The organism is Georgenia satyanarayanai (assembly GCF_009193135.1).
Taxonomy (GTDB): Bacteria; Actinomycetota; Actinomycetes; order Actinomycetales; family Actinomycetaceae; genus Oceanitalea; species Oceanitalea satyanarayanai.
Genome location: NZ_VUKC01000011.1, coordinates 11401 through 31229, shown reverse-complemented (window position 1 = coordinate 31229; position 19829 = coordinate 11401). Strand labels below are relative to the sequence as shown.

At 74.0% G+C, this 19829-nt stretch carries 19 protein-coding genes and 1 tRNA gene; 15 read left to right on the top strand and 5 right to left on the bottom strand.

What is annotated here, in order from left to right; all coding sequences use genetic code 11:
- Window positions 1-54: 54 nt before the first annotated feature.
- The 8 genes from GD632_RS12035 (at window position 55) to GD632_RS16040 (ending at window position 5574) form a co-directional block, all read left to right on the top strand.
- Window positions 55-1047: a serpin family protein gene (locus GD632_RS12035; protein WP_152192457.1), complete on the top strand. Its 993-nt coding sequence runs from the start codon at window positions 55-57 to the stop codon at window positions 1045-1047.
- 103 nt (window positions 1048-1150) lie between these two features.
- Window positions 1151-2398, top strand: coding sequence for a D-arabinono-1,4-lactone oxidase (locus GD632_RS12030; RefSeq protein WP_152192521.1), 1248 nt, complete (start codon window positions 1151-1153; stop codon window positions 2396-2398).
- Window positions 2395-2784, top strand: coding sequence for a sensory rhodopsin transducer (locus GD632_RS12025; RefSeq protein WP_152192456.1), 390 nt, complete (start codon window positions 2395-2397; stop codon window positions 2782-2784). Before GD632_RS12030 ends, GD632_RS12025 begins: the two co-directional genes overlap by 4 nt.
- Window positions 2785-2843: 59 nt before the next feature.
- On the top strand, window positions 2844-3926 hold the full coding sequence (locus GD632_RS12020; RefSeq protein ID WP_193311464.1) for an FUSC family protein: 1083 nt from the start codon (window positions 2844-2846) through the stop codon (window positions 3924-3926).
- Between the two features lie 181 nt (window positions 3927-4107).
- Window positions 4108-4818 carry a hypothetical protein gene (locus GD632_RS12015; RefSeq protein ID WP_152192454.1) on the top strand — a complete coding sequence of 237 codons (711 nt, stop codon included), beginning with the start codon at window positions 4108-4110 and terminating at the stop codon, window positions 4816-4818.
- Between the two features lie 87 nt (window positions 4819-4905).
- Window positions 4906-5154 (top strand): hypothetical protein, encoded by a 249-nt coding sequence (locus GD632_RS12010; RefSeq protein WP_152192453.1) that lies wholly within the window; start codon window positions 4906-4908, stop codon window positions 5152-5154.
- The gene (locus GD632_RS12005; protein ID WP_152192452.1) at window positions 5151-5387 is read left to right on the top strand and encodes a hypothetical protein; all 237 of its coding nucleotides are present in this window, start codon (window positions 5151-5153) and stop codon (window positions 5385-5387) included. Before GD632_RS12010 ends, GD632_RS12005 begins: the two co-directional genes overlap by 4 nt.
- 43 nt (window positions 5388-5430) lie before the next feature.
- Entirely contained in the window at window positions 5431-5574 is a 144-nt protein-coding gene (locus GD632_RS16040; protein WP_193311463.1) for a hypothetical protein, read from the top strand.
- 17 nt (window positions 5575-5591) lie between these two features.
- Here the strand turns inward: GD632_RS16040 and GD632_RS12000 are convergent, their stop codons facing one another.
- Entirely contained in the window at window positions 5592-6590 is a 999-nt protein-coding gene (locus tag GD632_RS12000; RefSeq protein WP_152192451.1) for a helix-turn-helix transcriptional regulator, read from the bottom strand.
- 81 nt (window positions 6591-6671) lie between these two features.
- Here GD632_RS12000 and GD632_RS11995 point away from each other — a divergent pair, with 81 nt between their 5' ends.
- A complete protein-coding gene (locus GD632_RS11995; RefSeq protein WP_152192450.1) occupies window positions 6672-7409 on the top strand; it encodes an alpha/beta fold hydrolase in 738 nt (245 codons plus the stop codon).
- On the opposite strand, the gene GD632_RS11990 is transcribed toward GD632_RS11995, so the two are convergent.
- Together GD632_RS11990 and GD632_RS11985 are read right to left on the bottom strand one after the other, a co-directional pair.
- On the bottom strand, window positions 7406-7966 hold the full coding sequence (locus GD632_RS11990) for a dihydrofolate reductase family protein (protein ID WP_152192449.1): 561 nt from the start codon (window positions 7964-7966) through the stop codon (window positions 7406-7408). The two genes, GD632_RS11995 and GD632_RS11990, sit on opposite strands and share 4 nt — an antisense overlap.
- An 82-nt stretch (window positions 7967-8048) precedes the next feature.
- Window positions 8049-8121, bottom strand: a tRNA-Arg gene (locus GD632_RS11985).
- Between the two features lie 104 nt (window positions 8122-8225).
- On the opposite strand from GD632_RS11985, the gene GD632_RS11980 reads away from it, so the two are divergent.
- From GD632_RS11980 to GD632_RS11955, 6 genes are all read left to right on the top strand, one after another.
- Window positions 8226-9830: an ABC transporter gene (locus GD632_RS11980; RefSeq protein WP_152192448.1), complete on the top strand. Its 1605-nt coding sequence runs from the start codon at window positions 8226-8228 to the stop codon at window positions 9828-9830.
- Window positions 9827-11329: a GTPase gene (locus GD632_RS11975; RefSeq protein ID WP_152192447.1), complete on the top strand. Its 1503-nt coding sequence runs from the start codon at window positions 9827-9829 to the stop codon at window positions 11327-11329. Before GD632_RS11980 ends, GD632_RS11975 begins: the two co-directional genes overlap by 4 nt.
- Before the next feature lie 112 nt (window positions 11330-11441).
- Complete coding sequence (locus GD632_RS11970) at window positions 11442-11939, top strand: single-stranded DNA-binding protein (RefSeq protein ID WP_193311462.1); 498 nt, start codon at window positions 11442-11444, stop codon at window positions 11937-11939.
- Between the two features lie 105 nt (window positions 11940-12044).
- Window positions 12045-13727: an energy-dependent translational throttle protein EttA gene (gene ettA, locus GD632_RS11965; protein ID WP_152192445.1), complete on the top strand. Its 1683-nt coding sequence runs from the start codon at window positions 12045-12047 to the stop codon at window positions 13725-13727.
- Window positions 13727-14185: an acyl-CoA thioesterase gene (locus GD632_RS11960; RefSeq protein ID WP_152192444.1), complete on the top strand. Its 459-nt coding sequence runs from the start codon at window positions 13727-13729 to the stop codon at window positions 14183-14185. The genes ettA and GD632_RS11960 overlap by 1 nt, the downstream gene beginning before the upstream one ends.
- Before the next feature lie 153 nt (window positions 14186-14338).
- Window positions 14339-16384: a glycoside hydrolase family 15 protein gene (locus GD632_RS11955; protein ID WP_152192443.1), complete on the top strand. Its 2046-nt coding sequence runs from the start codon at window positions 14339-14341 to the stop codon at window positions 16382-16384.
- Between the two features lie 62 nt (window positions 16385-16446).
- Here GD632_RS11955 and GD632_RS11950 read toward each other — a convergent pair whose 3' ends face one another.
- Both GD632_RS11950 and GD632_RS11945 read right to left on the bottom strand, forming a co-directional pair.
- Complete coding sequence (locus GD632_RS11950; protein WP_152192442.1) at window positions 16447-17448, bottom strand: DNA topoisomerase IB; 1002 nt, start codon at window positions 17446-17448, stop codon at window positions 16447-16449.
- Window positions 17449-17542: 94 nt separating this feature from the next.
- Complete coding sequence (locus tag GD632_RS11945; RefSeq protein ID WP_152192441.1) at window positions 17543-19819, bottom strand: family 20 glycosylhydrolase; 2277 nt, start codon at window positions 19817-19819, stop codon at window positions 17543-17545.
- Window positions 19820-19829: the final 10 nt, after the last annotated feature.

Here is a 19829-nt window from a genome sequence, read left to right as displayed (position 1 = left end):
GAGGGAGGGCGAGCCGTGGCAGACCGTCGGAGGACCAGCACCGTCGCGGCGGCGGTGACATCACTCGCGCTCATGCTCGCCGCCTGCGGCGACGCTCCCATGCCCGACGAGCGAGCGGGGGACGGGGTCGGGGCGGCGCTGGCGGGCACGCTGTCGCCGGCGGATGCCGCTGCGGCGGCCGACGGCGTCAACGCCTTCGGCTTCGACCTGCACACCGCCGTGGCGAAGGACCTCGAGCCCGACTACGTCTCGTTCGTCCAGGACACCTACGGCGCGACGCTCGACGAGGTGGATCTGGGCTCGCCGGACACCGCCGTCGCGATCGACGACTGGGTCGAGCAGCGCACCGAGGGGCTGATCGACGCGATCGCCGCCGACCTCGGGCTGCCGAGCCCCGCGGCCGTGCTGGTACTCCTCAACGCCGTGTACTTCCACGGCACGTGGACGACGACCTTCGAGGAGGGCAGCACCCGGGACTCGCCCTTCACCCTCGCAGACGGGGAGGTGGTGGACGTGACCACGATGCACCGCGGCGCCGCGGACGTGGAGCTCGCCACCGGCGAGGGTTTCCAGGTGCTGCGCCTGCCCTACGGGGAGGAGGAGAGGTTCGGCATGGAGGTGCTGCTGCCGGACGAGGGCGTCCGTCTCGACGAGCTGCTCGACGACCTCGACGCCGAGACCTGGGCGGCCGCCGTGGCCGAGCTGCAGCCGGCGGCGGTGTCGGAGATCGCGCTGCCGCGCTTCGAGCTCGAGTCGGACGCCGAGCTCGACGACGCGCTGCAGTCGCTCGGGATGGTGTCCGCCTTCGGCGGCGAGGACTTCGTCCCGATGTCATCCGGCGACCCCGACCTCGACGTCGTCGTCCAGAAGACCTACATCCGTGTCGACGAGGAGGGCACCGCGGCGGCCGCCGTCACGGGCGGGGTCATGATCGAGTCGGCGGGCCCGCCGGCCTTCCGGGTCGACCGACCGTTCGCCTTCACCGTGAGCGACCGGGAGACCGGCGTCGTGCTGTTCCTGGGCAGCGTCCACGACCCCCGCTCATGAGGGCCCACCTACGCACGGACGTCACCGAACGGCTGGCTGGACCGGGCTCCGGTGGCGATCCGTACGGACACCGGAGAGTGTGGTGAGCATGACGCCACCAGAGATGGTCCGCGCCCTGACACACGCGCCGTCCGAGCGTGACGTCCACGTCACCAACTGGTCGGGCAGCTTGTCCTTCACGGCAGGCTGGCGAGTGTGGCCTCGCACGGAGGAGGAGGTGGTCGGCCTCGTGCGGCGCGCCACCGAGCACGGTCTCGGGGTGCGCCCGGTCGGCTCCTGCCACTCCTCGACCCCCGTGATGGCGACGAGAGACGTGCTGCTCTCGCTCGACAACCTCAGCGGCGTCGTCGACCACGACGCCGAGGCCGGCCTGGCCACCGTGCTGCCCGGGACGGGGATCGAGGACCTCGGCGCCCAGCTCGCCGACGCCGGACTGGCCATGGAGAACCTCGGAGACGTCGACTACCAGGCGATCGCCGGCGCCATCGGCACCGGCACCCACGGGACCGGCGAGAGCCTCGGCAACCTGTCGTCGGCACTTGTCGGCGGGCGTCTGGTCACGGCGGCGGGCGAGGTCGTGCCCTTCGGCCACGACGCCGGCGACCCTCCTGACTCCGACCTCACGCGCGCCGCTCAGGTCTCCCTCGGGGCCCTCGGCGTCCTGACCTCCCTGACACTGCGTGTGCGACCCGCTCACCACCTGCACCGGCGCAACGTCATGACCCACATCGACTGGGTCCTGGACCACTTCGACGAGCTGGCCGCGACCTACCGGCACGTGGACTTCTACTGGTACCCGCGCAGCGACCTCGCCCAGGTCCGCGTCCTCGACGAGCCCGGTCGGCTCGACGGGCTGCGGGTGCCTGGCCGCCTCAAGCGTGAGTCGAGCGGTCCGTCCTACGAGGTGATCCCCAACCACCGGGAGATCGAGTTCGACGAGATGGAGTACATGCTGCCCCGCGAGGCGGGCCTGGCGACGTTCCGCGAGGTGCGCGAGCGGGTCAAGGCTCGCCACCGCGCCCGCGTCGCCTGGCGGGTGCTGGTGAGGACCATCGCCCCGGACCGGGCGATGCTGTCCAACGCCCAGGACCGGCCCACCATGACGATCGCGCTGCTGCAGAACGCCACGCTCGACTACAAGGCGTACTTCGAGGACGTCGAGCCGATCTTCCTCGGCCACGACGGGCGCCCGCACTGGGGGAAGAAGCACACCCGGACGGCCGAGCACCTCAGCCGCATGTACCCGGACTGGGACCGCTTCCGGGACATCCGCCGTCGTCTCGATCCCGGCGGTGTGTTCCTCAACGACTACCTGCGCACGCTCCTGGGCGAGGAGGGCCGCGACCGATGAGCAGTGACCTCACCCCGATCGGGCGCACACGGTGGGCCTTCGCCGCGGGATACATGCCCGACGGCTCCACCGGCCCGGAACCGGACTTCACGAGCCGCGACGAGCTGTGCCTGCTCAACACGTCCGACTCCGAGGCGTGCGTCGAGCTCACCGTCTACCACGACGACCAGGAACCGGTGGGGCCCTACCGGGTGGAGGTGCCCGCCCGGCGGGTCCGTCACGTGAGGGTCAACGACCTCATCGCCCCCGAGGCCGTGCCGCTCGGTGTTCCCTACGGCCTCACGGTGGTCAGCGACGTGCCCGTCGTCGTCCAGCTCCGGCACGTCGACACGCGCCAGGCCGAGCTGGGCGTCACGGTCACCACGGGACTGCCCGGGGACGGGTGATGGTCCGGTCCGCCGCCGGCCCGGCGCCGCGTCGCGGAGCCGCACGGCTCCGTCAGGCGGTGGCGGCGGCAGGCCGCCGGGTCCACGCCAACGCCCAGTCCCTGGTCCTGGCTGCCACGGCAGCGGGCACCGCCTACCTCGCCGCGAGCCTGCTCGTGGGCCCGCAGAACGCGGTGTTCGCGCCGATCGCCGCCGTCGTCGCGACAGGACTGTCCGCGGGGCAGCGCGTGCGTCGCGCAGCGGAGATCTCGGCCGGTGTCGTCCTCGGTATCGTGGCGGCCGACCTGCTGTCACGGGCGCTCGGCGTCGGGCCCCTGCAGCTGGCCGTCGCCGTGCTGCTCGCGATGACCGCGGCGGTCGCGATCCGGCCGAGCGGCCTCATGGCGAACCAGGCGGCCGTCGCGGCCGTCGTCGTCGTCGCGCTCGTTCCCTACCTGGACGCCGGGCCGTGGGTGCGGCTGGCCGACGCTCTCGTCGGCGGGACGGTCGCCGTCGTCCTCAACGCCGTCGTCGCGCCCGACCCGTACCGGGCCGCCCGGGCCGCGGCGTCCGAGACGCTGTCGGGGTACGCGGCGGTCGTCCGTCGTCTGCGCGGCGCCGTGGGGACCGGATCCCTCGCGGAGGCCGAGGAGGCCCTCGTGGGCATGGACGCGCTCGACGGCGCGCGGGGCGAGATCGACGAGGCGATGGCGGCGACACGGGAGGTCCTCGCGCGGCGTGGCCGGGCCGAGCGGCGCCGCTCCCTGGAGGTGGTCGAGGCGGTGGCGGCCCGGGTCCTCATCCTCGTGTCCACGGGGCGGGGCCTGTGCCGTGCCAGTGCCAACCTCGTCCGGCACGACGACGCGGCCGACTCCGGGACGCGCGCGGTGCTGGCCGCGGCGCTCGACGACCTCGCCGGGGCGATCGACCAGCTGCGCGAGTGGCTGGACGGCACGAGCGGCACCGAGCCGGTGCGGGAGCTCGCGCTGCGGGCGGCCGCGACGGCGTCCGGCGGCCGGCCCCGGACCCAGGCCTCCGCGGTCCTCGTGGGTCAGATCCGCTCGGCAGCGGTCGACGTCCTGCGCATCACCGGCCTGGACCAGGCGGCTGCCGTCGCCGCGCTCGAGGAGGCCGCTGGCCGCGCCGATCTCAGCGACCCCTGATCCGAGTCGTCGCCCCGAGCCGGCGACGAAGACTCGGCGCGGTGCGCCCGGGTGTCTCGGGGGCTGTACTCCTCGTCCTCGGGGCGATGTCCTCCTTGCCGGCGTTGCGGCCTCATCCCCGGCTCGGTGATGACGGCACGAAGCCCTGAAAGGTCACGCCGCCCGCCGACACAATCGGGACATGGCACCCCACCCTCCTGCAGGCCGACGACGGCCGCTCCGACGGGCCGTCGTCCTCGCCGCCGCCACCGGACTGTGCGCCCTCGCCGCATGCGGGACGCAGTCCGCGCCGGTCGACCCGGGCGCGCCCGCCCCCGGGACGAGCGCCGCCGGCCGGGCGGAGGTGCTCGAGACCGGTCCCGACTGCCTCGCCGACGACGTCGTCGCGGGCATGTCGCTGCTCCCGCACGGCGCCGGCCGCCCCGGCCCCGCGCCGGGCACGGTCCCGCCGGACTTCGTGCCGGCCGCCGTCGTGGAGTGCAGGGTCCCGTTCGCCGAGTTGGTCCAGGAGCCGGCCCCGCCCACGCTCGTCCCGCGGCTCGACGACCTCGATCCGACTGGTCCCGGCGCGGCGGGGGAGCCGGACGTGGTCCAGCGGCTCACCGTCGAGGAGGTCACGCTGACCGGTGACCTGGGCCCGCTCCTCGCCGTGCTGGCCCGCGACTCGGCGCCGCCGAGCACGGGCGCGTGCATGGCGAAGATGGAGATGAAGCCGGTGATCTTCCTCGTCGACGGCGAGGGCCGGGCTGTGTGGCCGCAGTGGCCGGTCGACGGCTGCGGCTTCCTCCTCGACGGAACCGCCGCGGCGTTGGAAGGGCTGACGGAGACCGGCGTCACCGTGCACGAGATCGACCAGTGTGTCGGCCCGTGCACGACGGCGGAGGACGACTGAGCCGCCCGCCCGCCCGCTACGTGACGCGGGGGACGTGTCCGGCGAAAAAGGACATCATCGCACCGGGGTCCTGGTCCATGATGAGCCGTGCAGTGGAGCCCGGAGACGATCGCGGAGGTCGCGCACGCCTACCGCACCAACTACGTGCTGAGCAAGGGCGACAGGCAGGACCGTCTCATCAAGGCGGAGCGGTACTTCTGGGCCGCCGAGGCTGTCATGGACGCCTCGATGGACGGCACCCTGCCGGTCGAGCTCATCGACGCGTTGCTGCACCTGCTGCCGCAGACGAAGGGCTCGAGTCGTACGTCGCTGCCGACGCGATCGAGGACGTCATGAAGGTGCACCCCGACCGGTACGTGGCAGCGATCGCCGACCGCTGCCGGCGGGACCCCGTGTGGGCGCGGGCGGTCGGCGGCGTGTGGCTGGACCGCCCCACCTGGGACCTGCTCCCCGACGAGCTCCGCGCACTCATGCTGGAGCCACCCGTCCCGCAGCAGGCGCTGCGCGTGCGCACCCGCCGCGGGCGGAAGCCGAGCAAGCGGCAGGCACAGCGGGGCCGCCGCCGCTGAGTCGGGTTGTGCTTCACGAAAGCGGCATCCCGGTGGGCGCGCTGTGGCACGGTGTCGAGGTGCGCCGAGCAGTGTCGCGGTCCTGTCCGGCGTCGTCCTGGCCGGCACCGACGTGCCGCCGTGGCCCGAGGGTTACGCGGACTACCTGTCGACCACCGTCCTCGAGCGGCTGCTCGCCACCTGCTAGCTAGCCGGCGGCGCCGCTCACGGGCCCCGCGGCGCGTCCGTGGCCGGGCCGGCGGAGCCGCGCGCCGCGCTCGCCCGGAGGCGGTCGGCGAGGGCGAGGACCTCCTCGCGCAGGGCGTCGGGCGTGAGGACCTCGAAGTCCCAGCCGAGCCCGGCGAGCATGCGGGCCATGCCGTCGAGGTGCTCGGCGCGCGTCTCGAGGAGCACGCCGTCGGTGTGCTCGCTCAGGCGTCCCACGCTCGGGGGCAGCCGCTCGGCCGCCTCCGCGCGGGTCGTCCGCAGGAGGACACGGACCTCGTGCGCCCAACGGACCGCCGCGATGCCCGAGGTGACCTGCGTCCGGGCGTCGAAGTCGGCGGGCACGTCGTAGGAACCCTCGCCCTGTGCGACCGAGGCGATGCGGTCCAGGCGGAAGGTCCGCACGTCATCACGGCCGTGGTCGTGCCCGGTGACGTACCACCGGCCGGAGTGGAAGACGAGGCCGTAGACGTCGAGCTCACGTTGTGACTCCCGCCCGTCCCACGCGGTGTACGCGACCGCCACGGTGCGCCGTGCCTGGGCGGCGGCGGCGAGGGCGAGCAGGGTGTCGGCGCCGGCCGGGGCGACGGCCCGTGACGGGCTGCCGGTGAACTGTGCGCTCGCGAGCAGGCTGTCGAGCCGCTGGCCGAGCGCCTGCGGCAGCACACGTGACACCTTGGCCAGCGCGCTCGCCGTCGCCGCGTGGGCGGTGGTGGCGAGCCCCGTGCGCTCCGCGGCGCTGAGGCCGAGGACGACGGCGACGGCCTCGTCGTCGGTGAGCATGAGCGGCGGCAGCTTGTAGCCCGGCAGCAGCCGGTAGCCGCCGTACCTGCCCCGCTGCGCCCGGACCGGGATGCCGAGGTCGGCGAGGTGCTCCGCGTAGCGCCGCACCGTGCGCTCGTCGACGCCGAGCCGGTCGGCGAGCTCGCCGACGGTGCGCTGCCCACCCGTCTGGAGCAGCTCGAGCATGGCGAGCACACGGGCGGTCGGACGGGTCACGGCCGCCCCTGGTGCGCGCCGAGAAAGTCGCACCGGAATACCGGGCGGATAGTGTCCACAATCCACCCTAACGTCGTCGTCATGAGCACCGACACCACCACCTACGTCCTCGTGCCCGGCTTCTGGCTCGGCGCCTCGGTCTGGCGCCCCGTCGCGGACGCGCTGCGCGAGCGCGGCCACACCGTCCACGCCGTCGACCTCCCGGGCATGGGCGAGCGCGCCCACCTCGCCACCCCGGAGACGGACCTGACGACTCACGTCGAGGACGTCGTCACCCTCCTCGAGGAGCGGGACCTGCACGACGTCGTCCTCGTCGGGCACAGCTACGGCGCCCTCGTGACGACCGGTGCGGCGGACCGCGTGCCCGAGCGTGTGAGCCGCCTCGTCTACGTCGACGCCGGGCCACTGCCGCAGGGCATGGCGCAGGCAGACTTCGAAGGACCCGAGGCGCGCGCGGCCAACACGGAGCTTGTCAGGACGCACGGTGAGGGCTGGAAGCTCGCGCCGCCGCCCTGGACCGTCCTCGCCGACGGCGTGGACGGGGTGGACGAGGCCGCCGTCGCCGCCCTGGTCGCCGACTCACGGCCGCAGCCCTGGCGCACCGCCACCGAGCCGGTCGCGCTCACCGGCGCGTGGGAGCGGCTGCCGCGGACGGGCGTGCTGTGCAGCTTCGGCCTCGAGCAGGTGCGGCAGCTGGCGCCGGTGTTCGCGCTCATGGTCGACGGCGACTGGAGCTACGTCGAGCTCCCCACGTGGCACTGGCCGATGGTCAGCCGACCGGCGGAGCTCGCCGAGGTGCTGGCGTCCGTCGAGCGCTAGTGCACGACGGCATGGCGCACGTGGACGACGCCGTTGCCGAACCGGCGGTGGTCCAGCAGCTCGAGGTCGAGCCGGACACCGCGCGGCAGGGCGGGCTTCCCGCCGCCGACGACCACGGGGTAGAGGAGGAGCACGCACTCGTCGACCAGCCCGCGCCGGAACGCCTCGGCCGCGAGCGCGGCACCGCCGATGCTCAGGTCGGAGGTGGAGGACTCCTTGAGCTCACGCACCGCCTCGGGGTCGAACAGCCGCTCGATCCGCGTGCGCGCCGTCGTCACCTCCTCGAGCGTCGAGGAGTAGACGACCTTGTCGGTGTCACGCCAGATGCCCGCGTACTCCTGGACGACGGCCGGCTCGCCCACGAGCCAGTCGTCGTCCTCCCAGACGCTCATCGTCTCGTACATGCGCCGGCCGTAGAGGGAGGTGCCGATGTGCCGCTCGTGCTCGTTCCAGAACGCGTGCACCTCGTCGTCGGGCTCGGACCAGTCGAGGGCCCCGGCCTCGTCCTCGAGGTAGCCGTCGAGGGAGATGTTGGCGGCGTAGACGAGCCTGCCCATGGGTGCCTCCGGCGGACGGGGCTCCAGGGTCCTGCGTCACACGGGCGCCGTCAAGGGACGGGCACGCGGCGGTCCGCGGCGGCGCCCCCGGCAGGACTCGAACCTGCAACCTACGGATTAGAAGGCCGTTGCTCTATCCATTGAGCTACGGGGGCCTGGCGCACGGGCCACGGACAACGGTAGTGCCTCGCAGCGACACGCACGCCGACACGTGACGTCGAGGCTTGGTCAGCCCGCGCTGACCAGGGAGGATGAGGGAGTGACCGCTGCCCCCGACCCTCGCGCTGCCTCCTCGGCGCGCCACGTGAGGGGCCGGTCCCCGATTCTCGACGTCGTCACCGACCTCCTCGACGACGTGACCACCGCCCGCTTCCCCCTCGACCTGCCCGGCACCGACGCGCTGCGCGAGCTGCGTGACAGGGTCGAGACGCAGATCGGTGCCCACCTGCTGCCGCGCCTCAAGCGCGAGGCGGGACCCGCCGTCGTCGTCCTCGGCGGCTCGACCGGAGCGGGGAAGTCGACGCTCGTCAACTCCGTCGTCGGCCGTGACATCTCGCCTGCCGGCGTCATCCGGCCGACGACCGTCAGCCCCGTCCTCGCCGTCCGTAGCGAGGACACGTGGCTCGTCGCCGAGCACCCGATCACCGGGCTCGCCGAGGTCGTCCCCGACGACGGCGTCCCCGCCGGCCTCGCGCTCCTCGACGCGCCCGACCTCGACTCCGTGCTCGAGGGCAACCGCACCCTGGCCAACCTCCTCCTCGAGACCGCCGACCTGTGGCTCTTCGTCACCACGGCCGCGCGTTACGGCGACGCCGTGCCGTGGCGGGTGCTGCGCCAGGCGCAGGAGCGCGGGATCACGGTGGCCGTCGTCCTCAACCGGGTCCCGCGGCGCGTGCTGCGCGAGGTCCGCGCCGACCTCATGCGCCGGATGACCGAGCTCGGACTGGGTGAGGCGCCGCTGTTCGTCGTCCCGGACGTCGGACCGCACGAGGGCCTACTCCCGGCCGACGTCGTCGAGCCCGTCCGCGCCTGGCTCGCGCTCCTGGGCGGGCGCAACACCGCCCGGGGCGTCGTGCGCCGCACCACCGAGGGCGTGTGGGGGACGTTGCGCGAGGAGCTCCTGCGCCTTGCCGACGGCGTCACCGAGCAGGCCATGGCCGCCGGAACGCTCCGCTCGCGGGCCGAGCAGGCCGTCGAGGCGGCCGCCGACTCGCTCGTCGCCCGGCTGCGCACCGGGGTCGCGACGCAGGGCGCGCCCACCACCCGCTGGCTGTCCGCGGCCAGCACGGGCGGCGTGCTCGCCCCGCTCGCCGGGGACGTCTCCCGCATCCGCAAGGGCTGGCGGGGCAGCGGCGTGCGCGACCGCAGCCGCGCCGCCGTCGCCATCGGCGCCGAGACGCGCCAGGCGCTCGCCCCGCTCCTCGGCGACGCCGCGTCCGACGCCGCCGCGGAGCTGCGCCGCGCGTGGTCCGAGCCCGGCCGCGGCGGCGCCGGCCTGCTCGTGGCCGACGACGGCGCACGCGACGCCCGCGTCGACTCCGCCGTCGCAGCCTGGGCGGCGCGGACCGACGCGCTCGCCGGGCGGGCGCTCGGCGACTCCGACCGCGTGCTCGACGCCGCCGGGCTCAGCGGACTGCTCCAGGCGGCAGCCGTCGGGCTCGAGGGCGCCGCGCGGGCCGTCCGGGCGCTCGTCCCGGGGGAGGACCTCGTCACCGCCGTCGCCGAGGACCTCCACAAGACCGCGGCCGCGGTCGTCCGTGACGAGGCGGGGCCCGCCCTGGACCGTCTCGCCGCGCTCGGGCTGCGCAGCGAGGCCGGTGCCGGTCTGCGGTTGCGGGCCAGCGAGCTGAGAGGACACCGATGAGCCACCACGGCGCCCACGCCGCCCCCACCCACGACGACGAGCGGCTCAGCGCACACGTCGAGCGGATCGCCACGGCGCTGGAACAGGCCGGGGACGAGGTCGCTCCCGAGCTCGTCTCCGCGTCCCTCGCCGACATCGCGCAGGTCGAGAAGCGGCTGGTGCTCGGGGTGGACCGCACGGTCGTCGCGCTCGTCGGTGGCACCGGCTCGGGCAAGTCCTCGCTGTTCAACGCGATCTCCCGGCTGCGTTTTGCCGACGTCGGCGCTATCCGGCCGACGACCGACCGGGCCGCCGCGTGCGTGTGGGGCGGGCCGGCCACCGAGCTCCTCGACTTCCTCGGGGTCTCCGAGCACCGCCGCATCGGCCGCGAGAGCGTCCTGGACGCCGACGAGGAGCAGGCGCTGCACGGCCTCGTGCTCCTCGACATGCCCGACCACGACTCCGTCGCCGAGGCGCACGCCGACCAGGTCGACCGGCTGCTGCCGCTCGTCGACATGCTCGTCTGGGTGGTCGACCCGCAGAAGTACGCCGACCACGCCCTCCACGACCGCTACCTGCGTGCCCTGGCCGACCGCCAGGAGGCGATGCTCGTCCTCGTCAACCAGGTCGACACTATCCCGGGAGCCGCCGTGCCCCGGGTGGTCGAGTCGGTCCGCGAGCTCCTGCGCGCCGACGGTCTGGACGGCGTCGAGGTCATCACCACCTCGGCCGTCACCGGGCAGGGCGTCGCCGACGTGCGCGAGATCCTCGCGCTCGCGGTGGCGCGGTCCTCGACCGCCGCGCGGACCGCCGAGGCGGAGATCGGTGCCGTCGCGCGCCGGCTGCGCACCGCCGTCGGTCCCGACGAACCGGTGCTCGGCACCACCCAGGTCGGTGCGGCCGCCGCCGAGCTGAGCCGCGCCGCGGGCGTCGCCTCCGTCGCCGACTCGGTACGCGCCGCCGGCGTCAGGGTGCGGTCCAGCGCGCTGGCGCGGCCCGAGCCGCCGGCGACGGGCGCCGTCGAGGCCGTGCGGGGCCGTTGGCTCGCCGCCGCGACCGCCGGGCTGCCCGAGCGGTGGGCGCTGGCCGTGACACAGGCCGTGCCCGGCGCGGAGCCGCTGCGCGAGTCCGTCTCCTCCGCCGTCGAGGGCGTACCGCTCCCGCAGGTGCGCCGGCCGGGACTCCTCGCCCTGCACAGCGCCGGTGTCGCGCTGGTCACGCTCGGCCTGATCGCGCTCGTCCTCGGCGTCGTCGGTGCCCTCGACTCCGCCGACCTGCCCGGCGGGGTCCTGCTCGGCGTCGGTACCGGTCTCCTCGTGCTCGGTGCCGCGGGCGTGGTGGGGGCACGGGTGGCCCGCGGCTCTCAGGCGGAGCGGGCAGCGGCGCACTACCGCCAGGAGGTGGAGGAGCGGGTCGGTGAGGTCGTGCGCCGCGAGCTCGCCGCCCCGACGGTCGCCGTCCTCGAGCGGCACCGAACGTTGCGGCATGCGCTCGACGCGGCTGCTGCACAGGACGGCTGACCGGCAGCCCCGTCCACAGCAGACGTCCTCGGCGCGGCCGGATGACGGCGCCGGACGGCATCGTCGTGCCCGGGCGCCGGCACCCGGCCGGCCCGAGCCAGGGAGCACCGCGATGAGCGACACCAACCAGATCACCGTCCGCGGACGTGTCGGCACCGACCCGGAGATCGTCGTCACGACGAACGAGAAGGAGGTGACGAGGTTCCGGCTCGCGTGCACGCGCAGCTACCGGGACCCAGCCAGCGGGGAGTGGCGGGAGACCGGCACCGAGTGGTTCACCGTCAAGACGTGGGGGCCGGGCGGCGCGGTCGTGCAGCGGTCGATCCGCCGCGGCATGCCGGTCCTCGTCCAGGGGACCTTCAGCTCCGAGGAGTGGGCGGGGCCGGAGCGCACGAGCCACACCAACGTCATCACCGCCGGCGTCATCGCCGTCGACATCAAGTACGGCCTCGTCACGTACGCGAAGGTCGTGCGCCAGGCGCCGGTGGAGGACCAGGCCACGGAGGAGCCGGGCACCGTGCCGGACGGGGACCGTGAGCCGGAGGACGACGGCGCGCCGATGGGCGGCCTCGACCCCGACCCGTGGGAGAAGGCGCCCGCCGAGGTGTGACTCGCCTCGGAGGCGACGGCGCACGACTCCGGCTCGACCGTGGCCTACCCTGGAGGACGCAAGTGGCCGGGGGTCCGGCCCGCATCCTCGAGCACTGGGAGAGTTGTGGCCGAGTACATCTACTCGATGGTCAGGGCACGCAAGGCGCACGGCGACAAGGTCATCCTCGACGACGTCTCGATGTCCTTCCTGCCCGGCGCCAAGATCGGCATGGTCGGTCCGAACGGCGCGGGCAAGTCGACGATCCTCAAGATCATGGCGGGGCTCGAGCAGCCCTCGAACGGTGAGGCACGGCTGAGCCCGGGCTACACCGTCGGGATCCTCCTCCAGGAGCCGCCGCTCGACGAGACCAAGAACGTGCTGGAGAACGTCCAGGACGGCGTCTCGGAGATCAAGGCCAAGCTCGACCGGTTCAACGCGATCGGTGAGGAGATGGCCAACCCCGACGCGGACTTCGACGCCCTCATGGCCGAGATGGGCACCCTCCAGGGTGAGATCGACGCGGCCAACGCGTGGGACCTCGACTCCCAGCTCGAGCAGGCGATGGACGCGCTGCGCCTGCCCCCGCCCGACGCCGACGTCTCCGTCCTGTCCGGTGGCGAGCGGCGCCGCGTGGCGCTGTGCAAGCTGCTCCTCGAGGCTCCCGACCTCCTGCTCCTCGACGAGCCCACCAACCACCTCGACGCGGAGTCGGTGCTCTGGCTCGAGCAGCACCTTGCCAAGTACGCCGGCGCGGTCATCGCCGTCACCCACGACCGGTACTTCCTCGACCACGTCGCGGAGTGGATCGCCGAGGTCGACCGCGGGCGCCTCTACCCCTACGAGGGCAACTACTCGACCTACCTCGAGAAGAAGGCCTCCCGCCTGGAGATCCAGGGCAAGAAGGACGCCAAGCTGCAGAAGCGCCTCAAGGACGAGCTCGAGTGGGTCCGCTCCTCGGCCAAGGGTCGCCAGGCCAAGTCCAAGGCGCGCCTGGCCCGCTACGAGGAGATGGCCGCCGAGGCCGACCGGATGCGCAAGCTCGACTTCGAGGAGATCCAGATCCCGCCGGGCCCGCGCCTGGGCTCGGTCGTCATCGACGCCACGAAGCTTGAGAAGGGCTACGACGGCCGCACGCTCATCGACGGGCTGTCCTTCTCCCTGCCGCCGAACGGCATCGTCGGTGTCATCGGCCCCAACGGCGTCGGCAAGACGACCCTCTTCAAGACGATCGTCGGCCTCGAGCCCCTCGACGGTGGTGACCTCAAGGTCGGGGAGACCGTGAAGATCTCCTACGTCGACCAGTCCCGTGAGGGCCTGGACCCCAAGAAGACGCTGTGGGAGGTGGTCTCCGACGGGCTGGACTTCATCCAGGTCGGCAAGGTCGAGATCCCCTCGCGGGCCTACGTCTCCCAGTTCGGCTTCAAGGGCGCGGACCAGCAGAAGCCGGCCGGCGTGCTGTCCGGCGGTGAGCGCAACCGGCTCAACCTCGCGCTCACGCTCAAGCAGGGCGGCAACCTCCTGCTCCTCGACGAGCCGACGAACGACCTCGACGTCGAGACCCTCGGCTCGCTGGAGAACGCCCTGCTCGAGTTCCCGGGCTGCGCCGTCGTCGTCTCCCACGACCGGTGGTTCCTCGACCGCGTGGCCACCCACATCCTCGCCTGGGAGGGCACCGAGGAGAACCCGGCGAGCTGGTACTGGTTCGAGGGCAACTTCGCCGCCTACGAGGAGAACAAGGTCGCTCGGCTGGGCCCCGACGCCGCGCGGCCCAGCCGGATGACCTACCGCAAGCTCACCCGCGACTGATGACCCGACTGACCGTTCCCGTCAAGCTCCGCTGGTCGGACATCGACGGGTACGGGCACGTCAACAACGCGGCGATGCTCACCCTCCTTGAGGAGGCGCGGATCGCCGCATTCTGGGCGAGCCCGGAGGACGTCACCGGCGGCAGGATCCTCGCCGCCGGTGACGGCGCCCAGACAGCCACCTTCATCGCCCACCAGGAGATCGAGTACCTCGCGCCGCTGGAGTACTCGACGGCGCCGCTCCAGGTGGAGATGTGGCTCGCCCGCATGGGTGGGGCGAGCATCGACGTCTGCTACGAGGTGCCCGGCCCCGACGGCGTCGCCGTCCGAGCCATGACGACGCTCGTGCTCGTCGACCGCGCCACCGGCCGGCCGCGACGCATCACCGAGGAGGAGCGGGCGGCGTGGGCCGAGCTCGTCGAGGAGCCGGTCACCTTCCGCCGCAGCCTCACCCGCTGACGGTCAGACCAGGCCGTCGGCGGCTTCCGGCTGAGCGCTGGAGTCCTCGGCGCCGGGGGCCGGGCCGTCGGCGTGCGGGGCCACCGCCGGAGAGGTGGCGCCACGTAGGGTGGACCGGTACGTGGCCGGGGACGACGACGAGCAGGGACGACGATGAGAGGCAGGCTCCTCGCAGCCGTGGCGAGCGCCGCCCTCGCCCTCACGGGGGCCGCCGCGCCCGCCCCCGGCGGCTACACGGCGCAGCTCGACCACTCCTACGCCAACGTCGCGATCCACGGTCCGGTCCACGCGGGTGCCCAGTCCTTCGTCCCGGAGGACGGGGAGCTGCACACCGTGGCCGCGTGGCTCGTCAGCCGCGCCACGAGCGGACAGGTCACCGCCTCGGTGCGCACGGACGCCACCGACGCCGGCACGGAGGTCGCCGCGGCGCAGGTCGAGCTCGCCGGCACCGGTCGCGGCTGGCTCGAGCTCGACCTCGGCGGCGTCCCGGTCACGCCGGGGGAGGAGTACGCGCTCGTCCTCCAGGCCACCGGCACCGACGGCGCCGTGGAGTGGTGGGGCTCGCGGTCCGCCGCGCCGGGGACCCCGCCGAGCTGGAACTACGACCGCGACCACTGGGGCGGGTGGGTACAGCAGGGTGCGGGTGCCGCCGCCCGCTACGCCGGCTGGGACCTCGCCTTCTACGTCGACGACGCCCACGGCGGCTGCGCGGCCGTCAACTCCTGCTGGCGGCACCTGGGCGGTGAGCAGCTCAACGTGCAGCCCGCCGGCATCCTCGGCACGCCGGGCGACCCCTACGCGCTGTCGGCCTTCGAGACGGCGGGCGCGCGCTTCGTCCCCGGCTCCAGCGTCCTCGAGCTGGCCGAGGGGAGCTGGCTCTACCTCCCCGAGGGGGCCGACGCGCCCGTCGTCGTGCCGGCGGGGCACCCCGACGCCCGCGCGCAGGTGGAGGAGAGCCGCGCCTGGCTCGCCTCCGGGGACGTACCCGGGCGTACGGACCGGGAGCGTGAGATGGCCGAGCGGGCGCTCCTCGACATGCGCCTGCTGCTCCAGGACAACGGTGCCGTCGCCGCGGCGTGGCACACGATCTGGCGATACTCCTGGCCGCGGGACTCGGCCTTCACCGCGGTGGCCTTCGCCCGTGCCGGCTTCACCGAGGAGGCGCTGCGGATCCTGCGGTACAACGCGAGCACCCAGCGTCCGGACGGCACGTGGGAGGCCCGCACCCTGCTCGACGGCTCCGGCCCGCCGGACGCCCGTGGCTGGCAGCTCGACGCCAACGGCTGGGTCCCCTGGGCGACCTGGCAGTACCTCCAGACCGCCTCCGCCGCCGACCGGGACGCAGCACTCGCCGAGCTCTACCCGACCGTCCAGGCTGCCGCCGACTACGCGGCCGGCAGCCTCGACGAGAACGGCATCCCGCCGGCCCGGCCGGACTACTGGGAGAGCGACTACCCGGCGCCGAACCTCGGTACGGCCGCGCCGCTGCTGGCGGGCCTGCGCTCCGCCGCCGCCATTGCCGAGCTCGCCGGGCAGGAGGAGGACGCCGCGCGCTGGTTCGTCGCCGCCGACCGTCTCCAGCGGGGGATCGACCTCTCCTTCGGGGCGATCGGGTACCAGCGCACCGTCGTCAGGGGCAGCGGCAAGGACTCCGCCGTCACCTGGCTCGTGCCGCCGTTCAACCCCGCCACCCCGGCCGTCCGCGCCGAGCTCGACACGACGTGGCACGCGCTGGTCCAGGACACCGGCGGGGTGCAGCCCGGCGAGCGCTGGGGCGACGACATGACCTGGACCCCGGAGACGATGTTCTTCGCGCTTGCCTGGGCCGCCGACGGGCAGGACACCAAGGCCGAGCGCGTCGTCGAGTGGATGGACGCCCACCGCACCGAGGTGGGCGCCTACCCGGAGAAGGTCGGCCCGGACGGGAACCCGGCGGCGGTCTCCACCCTCGGCTGGACCGCGTCACTCACCGTGCTCGCCCTCGACGCCCTCGAGGGTGCCGTCGCCACCCCGCCTGCCGGCACGAGCCACGTCGTCACGGACGACGACGGCGCGGGCACCGACCCGCGGTCCGCCGCGCCCGCGGCGTCGGGAGTCCCGGGTGCGGTCGCCGTGCCCTGGCTGCTCGTGCTCGCCCTCGGCACCGGGGCCGTCGTCGTCCTGACCCGCCGCCGCCGGCGAGGCCGGGTCAGGCGCTGACCTCCCGCCGCGGGCCGGCCGCGTACCGGCGCTCCCGCCGCAGGGGGCCGGGCCCGGGGGGCTCAGGAGAGGAGGTCGATGACCGCCTGCTCGGCGGGGGCCAGGCCGGTGCGGACATCGACCTCACCGGGCGCCGCCGCGTCGGGCGGGATCGTGGTGCCGCGCTCGAAGCTGTCGACGACCTGCGGGTCGATGTACGAGGCGCGGCTCACCGCCGGGGTGTTGCCCAGGTCCTCGGCCACCCGCTTGACCGCCTCCCGGACCGCCGCCTGCCGCTTGCGCACGGTCGAGACGTCCTCCGCCCGGGCGAGGTGGACGGCGGCCATCACCGTCCCGCGCCACGTGCGGAAGTCCTTGGCGCTCGCGTCGGGGCCGAGGAGGTCCTTGAGGTAGGCGTTGATGTCCGCCGTCGACAGGTCCACCCAGCGGCTGCCGTTGCGGTAGGCGAGCAGCTCGACGCCGCCGCCGCGCCGGCGTCGCAGGGTGGTGAGCGGGCCGGTCAGCTCGGGGTCGCGCAGCTCCAGGGAGCGGGGCAGCCCGGACTTCGCCGTGTACTGGAAGCTCAGCGTGCCGTCGGCGCGGACCCGCAGGTGGTCCTTGCGCAGCGTGGCCAGCCCGTAGGTCTCGTGGCGCGCGGCGTAGGTCTCCCCGCCGATGCGGAAGGCGCCGCGGTCGAGGAGCCGGAAGGCGATCGCCAGCGACTGCTCGCGGGTGAGGCGGGGCAGGGCCAGGTGCTCGGCCACCTGGGCGCGCGCCTCGGGCAGGTGCGTGGCGACGTCGAGCACGTGCCGGTACTTCGCCCGCTCCCGGCGAGCGCGCCACACGTCGTGGTAGAGGTACTGGCGCCGCCCGGCGTCGTCGATGCCGACGGCCTGGATGTGCCCGGCGGGGTCGGGGCAGATCCACACGTCGCGCCAGGCGGGCGGGATGACGAGGGACCGGCACCGCTCGACGATGTCGGGGTCGGTCACCCGCCGGCCGTCGGCGTCGAGGTACGTGTACCCCTTGCCGGCACGACGGCGGGTCAGACCGGGGGAGTCGACGCGGACCTTGCGCAGCCTCACCTGGTTTCCCTCACGGGCCCAAGTTTGGAAGGTGCGCGCCGAGTTCGCGCGCCGAGAGGCAGCCCGGGCGGGGTGGTCCCGCCCGGGCGCTGCCTCAACCGCGCGAGCGACGGCGCCGCCGGAGACCCGCGCCGGACCCGACGAGCGCGGCGACACCGAGCAGCAGGAGCATGACCGGGGCGCCGGTCGGGGGCAGCTGCCCGCCGCCGGTCCCGGGCGCGGGCGTCGTCGGCGTGGGAGCCGGCGTCGTCGGCGTCGGCGTGGGGGACGGCTCCTCACCCAGCACGGTGACGGTGAGCGGCGCCGTCGCCGTGCCGTTGGGCGCGGTGACGCTGAGGACGGCGCTGTAGGTGCCCGGCTCGGCGAAGGTGTGCTCGAGCTCCACCAGGTACTCCCCGTTGACGGTCAGCTCGTCCCCCTCGCGGGTCGCGACGACCGTCGCCGCCACCGGCCCGTTCCCGTCGCCGAGGTCGACGGTCGCCGAGACGTCCTCCGCGGAGGTCCCCGGCGCCGTCACGACACCGACCGTGAGGTCGGCGACCCCGGGGGCCTCCAGACGCTGGTCGATGCCGGCCGCGTCCACCGTCCACCCGACCTCGGGTGTGGCGTAGAAGTTGTGGTCCTGGAGGGTGAGGCGGCCGCCGAGCGTCGCCAGCCGACCGAGGAAGTCCTCCAGGCCGCGGTCCTCCCGCGGGGTCCACCCGATCTCGAGGACCGCCGCTGCCCGCGGGAGCACGAGCCACTGCGCCTGGGCGATGCCGCGGACGGTCTCCGACCACAGCGGCCCCTCGACGCCGAGGAAGCCCTCGGTGGTGACGTCGGGGAAGAGCTCCTGCGGGTCCCAGTCGTAGTACCGCTCGACGGTGCAGTCGTCCGGGCACGCCCACGACAGCCCGATGGGGGACACGGGGTCGTCCGGGTCCTCGGGGTCGTCGCCGTCGTACCGCTGGTCGAGGTAGGCGTGCGGGGCGTCGGAGACGACCATGCGGGCGCCGTTCTCGTTGACCCGCTCGGGGGCGATGGCCGCCCCGGCGGTGTTCGCGCTCCACATCTGCAGGACGTTGCCCTCGTGGACGTCGGCGAGGGCGAGCTCGTTCCAGCCGAAGGGCTCCTTACCCAGGTTCTCGACGACGTCGATCATCCGGTCCATGAAGTAGATGTAGTCCTCCTCCTCGGTCACGTGCGACTCGTCGCCGCCGATGTGGAGGTAGGGCCCGGGGGTGAGCCCGGCGATCTGCGTCCACACGTGCTCGAGGAACGTGTACGTCACCTCGTTGCGGGTGTCGAGGGTCGAGTGGCCGACCTCGCCGGTGCCGTGCGCGGGCGGGACACCGGTCTCCGGGTCCGGCTCGGGTGCGGCGCCCTCGGTGTTGAGCTGCGGGATCGCGTGGAGGGCCGCCTGCGTGTGACCGGGCGTGTCGATCTCCGGGACGACGACGACGTGCCGCTGGGCCGCGTAGGCGACGATCTCGGCGTAGTCCTCCTGGGTGTAGGAGCCGGTGCGCCCGGGCTCGTCCCGGTACCCCTGCTCGGTCATCGCCGTCTGGCCGGAGACCGAGGTCAGCCGCGTGTAGTCGATGTCGTCGCCCTCGACGCGGCCCTCGTTGGTGATCTCGATGCGCCAGCCCTGGTCGTCCGCCAGGTGCAGGTGCAGGTGGTTCACCTTGAGCTGGACGAGGGAGTCGATGAGCTGCTTGACCTCGTCCACGGTCTGGAAGCTGCGCGCGACGTCGAGCATGATGCCGCGGTACTCGAAGCGCGGGGAGTCCAGGACGCTCACCGCGGGCACCGTCCACGGACCCGCCGTCACCTCGTCGTACTCGACGAACGTCGGGAAGAGCTGGCGCAGCGTCTGGACGCCGTTGAACACGCCCTGGGCGCTCGCCGCCGAGACGACCACGCCGTCGCCACCGGCGACGAGGGTGTACGCCTCGGCGGAGTCCTCGTAGCCCTCGACGGCGTGCTCCGGCCCGACCCGCAGCGTGATGTCGGCGCCGTCGTCGCCCTCCGCGACGACCGGGAGGTCGTAGCCGGTGGACGGGCGCAGGACGCTCGCGAGGAAGTCACCGGCGCCCGCCGCCTCACCGGCCGCGACGATCCGCGCGTCTGGGGTGAGGAGGAACGGCTCGGCGTCGGCGTCGTGCTCGACCGAGACGGGACGGGGCACGAGCGTCGGCGACGAGGCGGGCGGGTCCACGGGAGCCATGGCCCCCAGGGTGCCACCGCCGGGCGCGGTGGCGGGCCCGTTCTGCGCGGCGGCCGGGAGGCCGAGCAGCGTGAGCGGGAGCAGCAGCGCTGCGGCCACGGCGCTGCCGCAGGTCCGGCGCCGTCGGCGGGCGGTGGACGACGGGTCGGGCGCGGCGACGCTCATGGCAGGCTCC

What these genes read in the sequence shown, in the direction of transcription:
- GD632_RS12030 (WP_152192521.1), top strand. Translation starts at nt 1,151, where the DNA reads ATGGTCCGCGCCCTGACACACGCGCCGTCCGAGCGTGACGTCCACGTC.
- GD632_RS12025 (WP_152192456.1), top strand. Translation starts at nt 2,395, where the DNA reads ATGAGCAGTGACCTCACCCCGATCGGGCGCACACGGTGGGCCTTCGCC.
- GD632_RS12015 (WP_152192454.1), top strand. Translation starts at nt 4,108, where the DNA reads ATGGCACCCCACCCTCCTGCAGGCCGACGACGGCCGCTCCGACGGGCC.
- GD632_RS12005 (WP_152192452.1), top strand. Translation starts at nt 5,151, where the DNA reads ATGAAGGTGCACCCCGACCGGTACGTGGCAGCGATCGCCGACCGCTGC.
- GD632_RS11995 (WP_152192450.1), top strand. Translation starts at nt 6,672, where the DNA reads ATGAGCACCGACACCACCACCTACGTCCTCGTGCCCGGCTTCTGGCTC.
- GD632_RS11990 (WP_152192449.1), bottom strand. Translation starts at nt 7,966, where the DNA reads ATGGGCAGGCTCGTCTACGCCGCCAACATCTCCCTCGACGGCTACCTC.
- GD632_RS11975 (WP_152192447.1), top strand. Translation starts at nt 9,827, where the DNA reads ATGAGCCACCACGGCGCCCACGCCGCCCCCACCCACGACGACGAGCGG.
- GD632_RS11970 (WP_193311462.1), top strand. Translation starts at nt 11,442, where the DNA reads ATGAGCGACACCAACCAGATCACCGTCCGCGGACGTGTCGGCACCGAC.
- GD632_RS11960 (WP_152192444.1), top strand. Translation starts at nt 13,727, where the DNA reads ATGACCCGACTGACCGTTCCCGTCAAGCTCCGCTGGTCGGACATCGAC.
- GD632_RS11955 (WP_152192443.1), top strand. Translation starts at nt 14,339, where the DNA reads ATGAGAGGCAGGCTCCTCGCAGCCGTGGCGAGCGCCGCCCTCGCCCTC.
- GD632_RS11945 (WP_152192441.1), bottom strand. Translation starts at nt 19,819, where the DNA reads ATGAGCGTCGCCGCGCCCGACCCGTCGTCCACCGCCCGCCGACGGCGC.